Source organism: Streptomyces sp. WM6372, assembly GCF_001279655.1.
Taxonomy (GTDB): domain Bacteria; phylum Actinomycetota; class Actinomycetes; order Streptomycetales; family Streptomycetaceae; genus Streptomyces.
Genome location: NZ_LGDB01000180.1, coordinates 59,085 through 71,269, shown reverse-complemented (window position 1 = coordinate 71,269; position 12,185 = coordinate 59,085). Strand labels below are relative to the sequence as shown.

General features: G+C 73.2%; 11 protein-coding genes. 5 read left to right on the top strand and 6 right to left on the bottom strand.

Annotated features, from left to right (window positions below; all coding sequences use genetic code 11):
• Positions 1 to 21: 21 nt before the first annotated feature.
• The 3 genes from ADK52_RS16475 to ADK52_RS16465 all read right to left on the bottom strand — a co-directional run bounded on the left by ADK52_RS16475 (position 22) and on the right by ADK52_RS16465 (position 3,347).
• Positions 22 to 1,686 (bottom strand): hypothetical protein, encoded by a 1,665-nt coding sequence (locus tag ADK52_RS16475; protein ID WP_053690566.1) that lies wholly within the window; start codon positions 1,684 to 1,686, stop codon positions 22 to 24.
• On the bottom strand, positions 1,683 to 2,525 hold the full coding sequence (locus tag ADK52_RS16470) for an ABC transporter ATP-binding protein (protein ID WP_053690565.1): 843 nt from the start codon (positions 2,523 to 2,525) through the stop codon (positions 1,683 to 1,685). Before ADK52_RS16470 ends, ADK52_RS16475 begins: the two co-directional genes overlap by 4 nt.
• A 141-nt stretch (positions 2,526 to 2,666) precedes the next feature.
• On the bottom strand, positions 2,667 to 3,347 hold the full coding sequence (locus ADK52_RS16465; RefSeq protein WP_053690651.1) for a bifunctional DNA primase/polymerase: 681 nt from the start codon (positions 3,345 to 3,347) through the stop codon (positions 2,667 to 2,669).
• 220 nt (positions 3,348 to 3,567) lie between these two features.
• Between ADK52_RS16465 and ADK52_RS16460 the strand changes: the two genes are divergently transcribed.
• Positions 3,568 to 4,947: a hypothetical protein gene (locus ADK52_RS16460; protein ID WP_053690564.1), complete on the top strand. Its 1,380-nt coding sequence runs from the start codon at positions 3,568 to 3,570 to the stop codon at positions 4,945 to 4,947.
• Positions 4,948 to 5,027: 80 nt separating this feature from the next.
• Positions 5,028 to 6,521 (top strand): hypothetical protein, encoded by a 1,494-nt coding sequence (locus ADK52_RS16455; protein WP_234343873.1) that lies wholly within the window; start codon positions 5,028 to 5,030, stop codon positions 6,519 to 6,521.
• Between the two features lie 14 nt (positions 6,522 to 6,535).
• Here ADK52_RS16455 and ADK52_RS16450 read toward each other — a convergent pair whose 3' ends face one another.
• Positions 6,536 to 7,813, bottom strand: a complete 1,278-nt coding sequence (locus tag ADK52_RS16450; protein WP_053690649.1) for an ABC transporter substrate-binding protein — start codon at positions 7,811 to 7,813, stop codon at positions 6,536 to 6,538.
• Positions 7,814 to 8,009: 196 nt separating this feature from the next.
• Between ADK52_RS16450 and ADK52_RS16445 the strand changes: the two genes are divergently transcribed.
• A complete protein-coding gene (locus tag ADK52_RS16445; protein WP_053690563.1) occupies positions 8,010 to 8,456 on the top strand; it encodes an SCO4402 family protein in 447 nt (148 codons plus the stop codon).
• A 28-nt stretch (positions 8,457 to 8,484) separates the two neighbouring features.
• On the top strand, positions 8,485 to 9,360 hold the full coding sequence (purU, locus tag ADK52_RS16440; protein ID WP_053690562.1) for a formyltetrahydrofolate deformylase: 876 nt from the start codon (positions 8,485 to 8,487) through the stop codon (positions 9,358 to 9,360).
• Between the two features lie 82 nt (positions 9,361 to 9,442).
• On the opposite strand, the gene ADK52_RS16435 is transcribed toward purU, so the two are convergent.
• Positions 9,443 to 10,675, bottom strand: a complete 1,233-nt coding sequence (locus ADK52_RS16435; RefSeq protein WP_053690561.1) for a maleylpyruvate isomerase N-terminal domain-containing protein — start codon at positions 10,673 to 10,675, stop codon at positions 9,443 to 9,445.
• Positions 10,672 to 11,250 carry a sigma-70 family RNA polymerase sigma factor gene (locus ADK52_RS16430; protein ID WP_053690560.1) on the bottom strand — a complete coding sequence of 193 codons (579 nt, stop codon included), beginning with the start codon at positions 11,248 to 11,250 and terminating at the stop codon, positions 10,672 to 10,674. Before ADK52_RS16430 ends, ADK52_RS16435 begins: the two co-directional genes overlap by 4 nt.
• A gap of 302 nt (positions 11,251 to 11,552) precedes the next feature.
• On the opposite strand from ADK52_RS16430, the gene ADK52_RS16425 reads away from it, so the two are divergent.
• Positions 11,553 to 12,071 (top strand): EF-hand domain-containing protein, encoded by a 519-nt coding sequence (locus ADK52_RS16425; protein WP_053690559.1) that lies wholly within the window; start codon positions 11,553 to 11,555, stop codon positions 12,069 to 12,071.
• Positions 12,072 to 12,185 lie beyond the last annotated feature (114 nt).

The following is a 12,185-nucleotide window of genomic DNA, read 5'->3' as shown; positions in this document are numbered from 1 at the left end:
GCCGCTCGGCGCTTGCCGCTCTCAGCCCTTGCTGACCGCCACCAGGATCTCCGGAAGGGTCCTGGCCACCGTCGGAGCCGCCAGGCGCAGGCCCGCCCAGGCCGCGAACGTGCCCCAGGCCGCGCCCAGCGGCAGCAGGATCCAGGTCAGGGACTGCTGGTCCGTCACGTTGAGGAAGACCGTCAGCGCGATCACCGGCGAGCAGATCACCGCCGACGCCAGCATGCCGCCGAAGATGCCCGCCCAGGCGAGCCCGGCCTGACCCGGCACCACGTTCTTGAACGCGCCTTCCGTCGGGATCGAGTACGGGAACCGGACCGACGCCAGCGCGCCCGTGCACAGCATCGAGCCGAGCAGCCCCAGGGCCACCCCGAGCGCCGCCGGGAAGCCGCTCCAGTCGTGCACGAGCGCCGCCGTGACCGCCATGAGCACGACCGTGTACGGGACGGTCACCAGGGCCAGGGCGTACGCGCGGGCGCGCAGCTCCTCGAACGCCTCCCGCGGGGTCGAGATGGTCTGCGCGACCATCCAGAACGCCGAGGTGTCCTGCCCGAACTGGTTGTACATCTGCATGCCGAGCATGCCCGCGCCGAAGCAGCCCAGGTACAGCGAGCCCGTGCCCTGGAGGGCGTTGAAGACCGGGACGATCGCGCCGACCGCCAGGGCCGTCACCCACGCCGACTTCGTCTTCGGGTCGCGCACCACGTACCGCAGCGTGCGCTGCATGACCGCGCCCGTCCGACCGGCCGGCAGGAACGCCCAGACACCGGCGCCTCCCGCGGACTCCCGCTTCCCCGACGGCTTCGCCGCCGCGATCGTCGACCCGTCCGGGGTGACCATCAGCGCGGTCAGGCTCCGCTCCCAGAACCGCAGCAGCAGGACCAGCGCGAGGACGGTCACGGCCAGCTGGCCCGCGGCCACCCCGTACGCGCCCTCGCTCGCCGAGTCCACCATGCCGACGGCCGTCGCGGGCGGCAGCCACCGCACCACGGCCTCGGCCGGCTCCAGCTGCTCCAGCCCGCCCGACTGGAACAGGCGCTGGCTGGCGAAGTTCGCCAGCTGCGCGCCGATCGCGATCAGCAGACCGCTGAGCAGCGCGAGGTCGCGCCCCTTGCGGCTGGACAGCAGCCGGACGTTGGCCGTGGCCACCGCGCGGGCCAGCGCGACGCAGCCCAGCACCAGCAGCGGCACGGCCACCACGGCCGCCACGATGCCCGCCGCGCCCCGCGCGACGGCCGCCACCGAGCCCACCGCCAGGCAGACCGTGAACAGCGGGCCGATGCCGACCAGCGAGGAGGCCAGCAGGGCCCGTACGAGCGGCCGCGGCCGCAGCGGCAGCATGACCAGCCGGCTCGGGTCGAGCGTCTCGTCCCCGGTCGGGAAGAACAGCGGCATGAACGTCCAGCCCAGTGCCAGGATCGCCGCGAGCAGCACGACGACCGTGCCCGCGTGCGCGTTCCCGTGCAGCACGGCCAGGCCGATCATCGCGAGGCAGGCCACCGCCAGCGACAGCGCCAGCGAGGTGAAGTACGCGGCCTTGCGCTTGGACGAGCCCTTGAGCCCGTTGCGCATCAGCGACAGCTTGAGGCGGACGAAGACCGAGGTCAGGTTGACCGCGGGAGCGGCGGCCGGGGCCGCGGCCGAGGCGTGCCCGGCCGCCGGGGCGGAGGTGGATGCGGCGCTCATCGGGCCGCCTGCCCGCCGAGCCAGTCCAGGGAGTCGCCCGCGTCGCGCCCGCCCGCACCGACCAGCTCCAGGAACGCGGCCTGCAGCGAGGGCGCGTCGCCCCGTACGTCGGCCAGCGGGCCCGCGGCGCGGATCCGGCCGGCGGCCATGACGGCCACCCAGTCGCACAGCGACTCGACCAGCTCCATCACGTGGGAGGAGAAGACGACCGTGGCGCCGGACGAGGTGTACCGCTCCAGCACCCCGCGGATGGTCTGCGCCGACACCGGGTCCACGCCCTCGAACGGCTCGTCCAGGAACAGGACTTCGGGGTTGTGCAGCAGGGCGGCGGCCAGGCCGATCTTCTTCCGCATGCCCGTCGAGTAGTCCACGACCAGCTTGTGCTGCGAGCCCGCGAGGTCCAGGACGTCCAGCAGCTGCGTGGCCCGCTTGTCCGTCTCCTCGCCCGGCAGCCCCCGCAGCCGGCCCATGTAGCCGAGCAGCTCGCGGCCCGACAGCCGCTCGAACAGCCGCAGGCCCTCCGGCAGCACGCCGATCCGCGACTTCACCTCGACCGGGTCGCTCCACACGTCGTGCCCGGCGACGAGGACCCGCCCCATGTCCGGGCGCAGCAGCCCGGTCACCATCGACAGCGTCGTCGTCTTGCCCGCGCCGTTCGGCCCGACCAGGCCGATGAACTGACCCGCGGGCAGCTCCAGGTCGATCCCCGCGACCGCGACCTGGTCGCCGAAGCGCTTCCACAGGCCCTCGACCCGTACCGCCGCCCGTCCGGCGGACGGCGCGGGTCGCGCGCCGCCCGGTCCGTCCGTCCCACCCGTCGCAACTGCCTGGTCCGGCATGTGCGCCTGCCTCTCGTCCTGATCCCCGTGGTCTTGCCCTCCTCACGATAGGAGGGCGGGGACAGGCTGGGCAGTTACTTATGTCATGAGTTTCCGGACACGAACATCCCGGTCCTGACCTGCGATCTTGCCGATCGGGCGTCAGGCGCCCCGCCGGTCCCGGTCCGCGGCCGCCTCGCGCCCGCAGGCGTACGCCAGCGCCGCGATCAGCTCTTCCGTGTCCGGCAGCCACCGGTTGGCCGGGGTGGGCCGGCGCGCCCACTGGACCGCGCCCCGGCCGCCGAAGCGGGTGGGCGGGGCGGCCACGTACTCGCCCTCGCCGCGCGCGGCCAGATCGATCGAGGCCGGCGACCAGCCGAGCCCCCGCACCAGGTCCGGCACCTTCGCCCCGGCGCCCGGCAGGACGAAGAACAGCATCCGGTGGTCGGGCGTCAGGGCGACCGGCCCGAGGGTGCGCTCCATCCGCTCCAGGCGCGCCAGCGCCAGGAACCCGGCCGAGTCCGGCACGTCCAGCGCGTCGAACGTCCGGCCCGTCGGCAGCAGGATCGAGGCCTCGGGCCGCTTCGCCCAGATCCGCCGCACCTGGACGGCGCTGCCCGTGGCCAGCGCCGCCCAGTCCTTCACCGGGGGGTGGGCGCCGGGCGCCGGGCAGTCCTGCGCCCCGCAGGAGCACACCTCCCGCCCGTCCGCGGACTCCAGCCAGGTGCCGGCGAAGACGTCCCAGTGCCGTTCTTCCGCGTACCGCACGGCATGGTCCAGCAGCTGCTCGCCGCGCTGCTTGGGGATGGGTGCGGTCTCCGTGACTCCGATGGTCTCTTCCACGCCCATCACAACTCCCGGGGTCACCCGGGGTTACGGGCGTCAACCGGCCGGTGGACGGAGCATCGATCCTGCATACGGGGCGCACTGGAGCACGCGTGGGGGCGCGTAGGAGGTCGGGGCGCCGGAGTTGGGTAGCGACACGACGCAGAGCGGATGATTCTCCGCACATCAGGCGGGAAGTGATCATTCCAACGATCACCCGCGGCTACTGGGGGTTTTCATGGCAGCCAGGCCTCTCGTCGCGCGCCAGCCGAATGAACGGCTTCAGGCGCTCATCCAGGAAGCCGGGTGCTCGAACGCCGGGCTCGCCCGGCGCGTCAACATGTGCGGGGCCGAACACGGCCTCGATCTCCGCTACGACAAGACATCCGTGGCCCGGTGGCTGCGCGGCCAGCAGCCGCGCGGCCGGGCGCCCGGCATCATCGCCGAGGCGCTGGGGCGAAAACTCGGCCGGACCGTCACCATCGACGAGATCGGCATGGCCAACGGCAAGAACCTCGCCTCCGGCATCGGCCTGCAGTTCTCCCCGACCGTCATCGGCGCCATCGAGCAGGTCAGCGAGTTGTGGCGGAGCGACGTCGGCCGCCGCGACTTCCTCTCGGGCTCCAGCGTGGCGGCCTCGGCGCTCGTCGAGCCGAGCCGCGACTGGCTGATCACCGGCGCCGACGCGCAGGTGGCACGCAGCGGCGGCTCGCGCGTCGGGATGCCGGACGTGGAGGCGGTACGGGCGACCACCGACGCCCTCAAGGACCTCGACCACCGCTTCGGCAGCGGGCACGTGCGGCCCGTCGTCGTGCACTACCTCAACTCCGTGGTGTCCGGGCTGATCGGCGGCTCGTACCGGGAGCCGGTCGGGCGGGCGCTGTTCGCGGCGGTGGCCAGACTGACCGAGCTGGCCGGCTACATGGCGGTGGACACCGGCCAGCCGGGCCTGGCGCAGCGCTACTACATCCAGGCGCTACGGCTGGCACAGGCGGCCGGGGACCGGGCGTACGGCGGCTACGTGCTCGCGGCGTCCATGAGCCACCTCGCGGCGGAACTGGGCAATCCGCGGGAGATCGCGCAGCTCGCGCGGGCCGCGCAGGAGGGGACCCGCGGGCAGGTCACGCCGCGGGTGGAGGCGATGTTCTACGCCGCCGAGGCGCGCGGGCACGCACTGCTGGGCGACACCCGGGCGACGGCGGTGCTGTCCTCGCGGGCGGTGACCGCGCTGGAGCGGGCGGAGCCGGAGTCGGGCGACGACCCGGTGTGGATCCGGCACTTCGACGCGGCGTACCTCGCGGACGAGCTGGCGCACTGCCACCGGGACCTGGGGCAGGCGGACGCGGCGGCCCGGCAGGCGGAGGAGGCGCTGCGCGGGCTCCCGGCGGGCAAGGCGCGGCGCCGGGCGATCGGGATGCTGCTGCTGGCGGCGGCGCAGGTGCAGCAGCGTGAGGTGGAGCAGGCGTGCCAGACGGCCGCGAAGGCGGCCGACCTGCTGTCGGGGCTCCGCTCGAACCGGGGCGCGGAGTACCTGGACGACTTCCGGACCCGGCTGGCCCCGTACCGCGACGAGCCGGCGGCCCGCGAATTCACCGCTCGCCTGGAGGTGGTGGCGTAGGTGACCTCCGGTGGCGGGGGGTGACCGGGTAGCGTGAGCCGACGATTCGGAATACCGGAGTGGTCGGCGAAGGAGTCCCGGTGACGGAGAGCGGACAGGGCGGCGGCCCGCAGGCTGGTGCGCCATGGGGCCCCGACCCGGCGTACCCGCAGCCCGCAGACGGCTACCCCCCGCCGCCCGCGCCGGCGTACGGCTACCCGCCCGCGCCGGGGCAGCCGCATCCGGACCAGGCCCAGCCGGGCGGGCCGGGCCGGCCCGCGTACGGGTATCCGCCCGTGTCGGGCGAGGCGGCGCCCGGGCACGTGGTGGGACCCGGCTACGAGGGGCCGGGGGATCCGCACGGGCACGGCTACCCGCCGCTGCCCGAGGCGGTCACCCAGTACATCCCGCCGGTCCCGGCCGGGCCCGCGCATGGCGAGGGTGCGACCCAGTACATCCCGCCGGTCCCGGCCGGGCCCGCGCACGGCGAGGGTGCGACCCGGTACATCCCGCCGGTACCGGCGGGGCCCGCGCACGACGAAGGTGCGACCCAGTACATCCCGCCGGTACCGGCTGCGCCCGCGCACGGTGAGGCCGCCACTCAGTACATTCCTCCCGTACCGGGCGGAACCGGGCCGGACGAGGGTGCGACCCAGTACATTCCGCCCGTACCGGGCGGGGCCGCGCACCACGAGGCGGCCACGCAGTACATCCCGCCCGTCACCGACGGGTTCGACGCGCTGTTCCGTGAGGAGGGCGGCGCCGATGCCGGGCACACGCGCCAGCTGCCGCCCGTACAGGAGCCGGTGCTGCGGCAGCCGCCGCCGCGGGGGTATCCGCCGCGCGGGCAGCGGCCCGTACCGCCTCAGCCCCAGGCCCAGGCCCAGCCCCAGGCCCACCAGCAGCCGCAGCCGCAGTACGCCCCGCCCCCGCCCCCGCCCCAGCCCCGGCCGGAGGCGACCCGGCGGGTGCCGGCCTGGGTGATCGGCGCCGTCGTCATCGGCCTGGCCGTCGTCGGGCTCGGCGTCGGCGCGCTGCTCAGCGACGGCAAGAAGCAGAACAACGACCCCGCGGCCGCGGGCGCGGCCCCCAGCGCCGGAAGCTCGGCCGCGGCGGCCGCCGAGGCACCCGTGGACCCGGCCCGCTCCCAGGCGGTCCAGCTGGACAAGCTCCTCGCGGACAGCAACGACAGCCGCGCCGCCGTGATCCGCTCCGTCGACGACATCAAGGGCTGCCGCAACCTCGGCCAGGCGGCCTCCGACCTGCGCGACGCCGCCCGCCAGCGCGAGGAGCTCGTCACCCGCCTCCAGGACCTGAAGATGGACCAGCTCCCCGACAACGCGAAGCTGGCCGCCTCCCTCACCAAGGCCTGGCAGTCCTCCGGGGCCGCCGACAACAGCTACGCGGCCTGGGCGGACGACACCGCCGGCGACAAGAAGGGCTGCAAGGACGGGCAGGCCAAGGGCACCGGCAACGCCAACGAGGGCAACAAGGCGAGCGGCGAGGCGACCAAGGCGAAGGAGTCGGCCGCGACCCTGTGGAACACGATCGCGGCCAAGTACGGCCTCACCAAGCGGGACAAGTCCCAGCTGTAGTCCCCGGCGGAGCGTTACGCGGCGCGGGGCGCCTGCTCCAGGGTCTCCGTCATGTCCATCGACTGCTCGCCGCCCTGCTGGGCGACCAGCCGGCCCGACTGGACGACCTGGAAGTTGACGCGCCCGTTCACCATGCGCGGGAAGCCGGCGACGGCGCGCATGTCCTTGTAGCGCCAGCTCAGGTCCGGGGTCAGCCCGCCGGTCTTGACCGGTTCCCCCTGGTTCAGCATGCGCGCCATCTTGCGCGCCGTGACGTCCTCGTCGGGCTTGAACCGCTTCAGGGTCTCGCTGAGCACGGTGTACGCGATCCAGGTGGTCTGCGTCCCGCTGTCGTCCGGGTCCACGGCGTCGTTGCCGAAGGCGTGGTCGGAGATCACCTTCCGCATCGGCTCCCACAGCGCGTCCGTGGACACCGGGTACCAGCTGGTGACGTACGCGCCCTCGAAGGGGCTCTCCCGGCCGCCGGTGCGGTCGACCACGGCCTGGCTGACGCTGCCGAGGACCGAGGAGATCTGCGGGTTCTTGTGCTTGCTGTCCTCGCGCCGGAAGGCGTCGAAGAACGTCTCCGTGCGCTCGCCGAGGACGGCGGTCACGCACCCCCGGTCCTTGCCGCCGGTGGAGTTGGCCAGGGCCTCGCGGGCCTGCGCGATGTAGTCCGCGGAGTCCTCGGCGGCCCGGATGTCGTTGGCCTCGGGCGCCTTGTTGAGCTTCAGGCCGGAGTTGAGCAGGATCGGCATGGAGTCGCCCGCGAGGGTGTCCGGGCGGACGATGGCCACCTGGCTGCACGCCTTGCCGAGCTGGTGTCCGGCGCCGGCGAGGAGGACGGGCTGACCGCCGTTGACCGGGAAGGAGAGGGTGCTCTGGAACTCCTCGGAGGAGACTCCGTACCCGCCTATGAAGGGGATGCCCTCCGCCTCCAGCGGGGCCATGAAGGCGCGTCCGTGCTGGCTGTACGAGCCGACGACCGCGACGGCCTTCTCGTCGATGGCCTTGCGGGCGCAGTCGGCGGCGCCGTTCGGGGTGTTCTTCTCGTTGCAGGTCAGTACGCGCAGTTTGTGACCGTTGATACCGCCCTTGGAGTTGACCCACGCCTCATAAGCCTTGGCCATCCCCGGCATTCCGGGCATGTTGGTCGCCTTGGTGTCCTGCGGCGCGAAGGTCATGACCGTGATGGTGCCCCCGGAGCCCCCCGAGCCCCCGGGGAGGACCCCGCATCCGGCGACGAGACAGGTGCCCATCGCCGTTGCCACCAAGGTGCGGGTCAGGGAAGCGGTGCGTCGCCATTCGGTCATGTCCATGCACGCTTCCGCCCCAGGGGTAACTGGAGAGTGAGATGGACACAACGCGGGGTGACGCAAAGGTGAATTGCCGGGGGCGGATTGCGCACAGGTGCTTCAAGATCGCGCAAGCCGTGAACGTAACATCGCAAGCGTGACATTCGCCCAAGGTTCGAAGAACTCTTCCCGCCGCGGTGGCCGCTCCTCCACCATGGGCGGCATGCCCCTGAACGACATGCCGTGGTGGCGCTGGCGCAGCAACGTGCGCTCGGCGCTCCACATGCTCTCCGACCCGGTCTTCCACGAGGAGACCTGGCTCGCCGGTGTCGAGGGGTACGGGGACGTCACCGACGCCGTGTACCGCCTCGTCGAGGACACCTGGCTCGACAGCTGGTCGGCCGACAAGTACGTCGGCACGATATTCCGCGACGCCCAGGAGGCCGCGCTCGTGGACCTCGCGGTGCTGCGGGTGCTGCGGATCCTGCACCAGGTCGGGCCCGACGCCCCCGTCTCCGCCTACCTGGAGCACCACGCCTGGCCCGAGGCGGTACGTGCCGCGCGCGAGGCGCACGTACGGCTGGCGACGGCGGACGGGGACGAACCGGACGAGCCGCCGCGGTCACTGGAAGTGCTGCGGATCCTGACCCGCGCGGCGTGAGCCGCGGGGTGTGAAAGGCTGTGGGGTCATGAGCGACGACCCGCAGGCCCAGGCCCCCCAGCAGTACGTACTGACCCTGTCATGCCCGGACAAGCAGGGCATCGTGCACGCCGTGTCCAGTTACCTGTTCATGACCGGGTGCAACATCGAGGACAGCCGGCAGTTCGGCGACCACGACACCGGCCTCTTCTTCATGCGGGTCCACTTCTCCGCCGACGCTCCGGTGACGCTCGACAAGCTGCGGGCCAGCTTCGCCGCGATCGGCGACTCGTTCCGGATGGACTGGCAGCTGCACCTCTCCGACGAGCGCATGCGGATCGTGCTGATGGTGTCGAAGTTCGGGCACTGCCTGAACGACCTGCTGTTCCGTTCCAGCATCGGCGCGCTCCCGGTCGAGATCGCGGCGGTGGTCTCGAACCACACCGACTTCGCCGAGCTGGTGCGCTCGTACGGCGTCCCCTTCCACCACATCCCGGTGACGAAGGAGACGAAGGCGGACGCGGAGGCGCAGCTGCTGGCCCTGGTCCGGGACGAGAACGTCGAGCTCGTGGTGCTGGCCCGCTACATGCAGGTGCTGTCGGACACCCTGTGCAAGGAGCTGAGCGGGCGGATCATCAACATCCACCACTCCTTCCTGCCGAGCTTCAAGGGCGCGAAGCCGTACCACCAGGCGCACGCGCGCGGTGTGAAGCTGATCGGTGCCACCGCGCACTACGTGACGGCCGACCTGGACGAGGGCCCGATCATCGAGCAGGAGGTCGAGCGGGTCGGCCACGAGGTGACGCCGGACCAGCTGGTGGCGATCGGGCGCGACGTGGAGTGCCAGGCGCTGGCGCGGGCCGTGAAGTGGCACAGCGAGCACCGCGTGCTCCTGAACGGCACCCGCACGGTCGTCTTCGCGTAGGTCCCGGGCCACCCGGGGCCCCGGGGTCCCGGGCTCCGCGGGGCTCCGCCGGGCCGAACCGGCGGGGCCCTGCGGACACCCCCTAGAGGCGGCTCAGCGACGCCGCCGCGAAGAGGACGTCGCGGATGGCCTCGCGGTCGCCGCGCTGTCCCACGGCCGCTTCCTCCGGGGAGATGTGCCCGGCGGCCAGCTGGCAGAACTCGGCGCCGTCCAGCGCGATCTGCGCCACGGTGTGCTCCGGCGAAGTCTTCGCCGCCGGGGAGTCCAGGGCGATGTCCCAGCTGCCGCCGCCCGCCCCCTCGATCTCCAGGTGCAGGGTCCGCCCCGGTGCGCCCGCCGCGACCAGGCCGCGGACCGGGGCCGCGAGGCCCGCCCGGCGCCGGTGGGCCAGCGCGCTCGGCAGCAGCCGCGCCGCCAGGTCGATCATCCGGTTGAGGTGGGGTCCGGACGGCGGGTCGTACGGGTAGTCCACCGCCTCCGCGATGTCCCACGCGTGCACCCAGCACTCGAAGGCGCGCTCCAGGAACGCGTCCTCGAGCGGCAGCGCGAAGGGACCGTAGTCCACCGACAGTTCCCCGACGCCCCGGCCCGCGAACGACACCGTCCGCAGGAGCGTGTGGCCCTGTTCCCGCCACGGCTCGCGGATCTGCCGGGTGATGGGCTGCCCGGCGGAGCTCCAGTAGTGCTCCGTACGGTCCGTGGCGCCCGACGGGGCCTCCGGGCCCAGCGGGTCGTCCAGGCCCAGCGCCGTCGCGACCATCCCGTCCACCGTCAGCAGGTGCCCGATGACCCCGGCCACCGTCGTCCGGCGCGAGCGCCGCCGCTCCTCCTCGAACCACTTCAGCCGTACGGGGGTCTGCCACTCCGAGTCGCCGAAGTCCCGCAGCAGCGCGTCGAGCCGCGCGGTCTCCGTGTCGTACGGGTTCGCCCACGCCGGCACCGGGATGCGGGCGGGCCGCCTGCCGAGGCAGTCCTCCAGCACCCGCGACCGCAGCAGCGGCTTCAGGTCCAGGCTCTCCTCGGGGTGCAGCAGGCCCACGGCGTCGCGCAGCCGCAGCGCCTCCTCGGCGCACTGCGCGCACTCGGTGAGGTGGTCCTCGACCGCCTGGGTCTCCTCGGCGGAGCAGGCCGCGAGGGCCCACGCGCCGAGCAGGGACTTCAGTACGGCGTGGGTGCGCGGCGGCTCGGGCAGCGGCTCCGGTGCGTGCCGCGGATCGAGGTCGTCGGCGGCCCCGCGCGGACCCGGTATGCGCGCCGGACCGGCGGGGCGCTGCTCCTCGTATCCCTCGTCGGGCGGGTCGGCGGGGCCGTTCATCGGGGTGTTCCATATCCTGGCGGGCCGTATCCGGGCGGAGCGGCGTCCTCCTGCGGGAAGACGTTGGCGGTCGACAGCAGTTGGAGGCCCAGGCGCAGCCGGCGCCGGGCCTCGTCCTCGCTGATGCGGAGGTCGGCGGCGGCCTGCCGGTAGTCGCGGCGCTTGAAGTACGCGAGCTCCAGCGCGGCGCGCAGCGGTGCGGGCATGGACGTGACGATGTAGTCCGCGCGGGCGGCGGCGCTGGCACTGCGCACCTTCTGTTCGAGCTCCTCGCGCGAGCCGCGGCCGAGTTCGGCCTGGCGCAGCCGGGCCACGGCCTGGCCCTGGGTGATCCGGGCGACCCAGGAGCGCATGGAGCCCTGCTTGGGGTCGTACGCGTCGGGGTTCTCCCAGATGTAGCCGAACACTTCGCGGGTGATGCGGTCCGCCGCCGTCTCGTCGCCGAGGACCCGGTGCGCCAGGCTGTGCACGAGCGAGGCGAAGCGGTCGTACAGCTCTCCGAGCGCGGCGGCCTCGCCGCGGGCGAGGCGCTGCTGCATGCGGCGGTCCCAGCGAGGTGGTACGTCCTTCGGCATAACTGCCCCCAGCCGTGTGTCGACGCCTCGAATGTAGTCGCCAGAGGCGGGTTCGCGCCCGTTTTGGGGGAACGCGGCCCTGGAAGAGCGCTCTCCGTGATAACCGAGGTGCGGGGTGTGAACGGTGGGGCCGGACGCGGCACACGGGTACAGGTGTACGCGCCCCGTCACGCTTCCCGTGCGCGGGTTCGATGCGGCCACCTGCTTGCCGACTTCGCTTAACGGGCAGGCCACGTAGGCCTTACGCTCCTGCCTTGTCTTGAAGTGAACTCCACCGCACATGTGAAGGCGGAACGCCGCATATGGACAGCGCAGAATACGAGCGCAAGATCGCCGCCCGGTTTGCCACGTTCGACCAGGACGGGAACGGATACATCGACCGCGAGGACTTCAGCGCGGCCGCGAGGGCGGTGCTGGCCGAATTCGGCACCGCCGCGCGGTCGGACAGGGGCCAGTACCTCTTCGCGGGGGCGGAGGCGTTCTGGCAGGGGATGGCCGGGATCGCGGACGTCGACGGGGACCAGCGGGTCACCCGCGAGGAGTTCATCACCGGGGCGGCGAAGCGGCTGCGGGACAACCCGCAGCGGTTCGCGGAGATCGCCCGCCCGTTCCTGCACGGGGTGATCGCGGTGGCGGACGAGGACGGCCGCGGCACGACCCCGGCCGCGGCGGCCCGCGTCCTGCGCGTCCTGGGCACGCCGGCCGAACTGGCGGCGCAGATCGGGACGGCCCTGGACGCCGACGCCGACGGCCGCATCACGGAGGACGAGATCCTGACGGCCTTCGCCGCGTACTGCGGCGTCGAAGCCCCGGACGCGTAGCGGCAGCCGCAGCCGCACCCGCAGCCGTGTCAGCGGCCCCGTCGGCGCTACGGGGCCGCGCGGTGCGGGCCGCGCGGCCGCGTCGAGGTGCCGCGCGCCGCGGGGCCGCCGTGA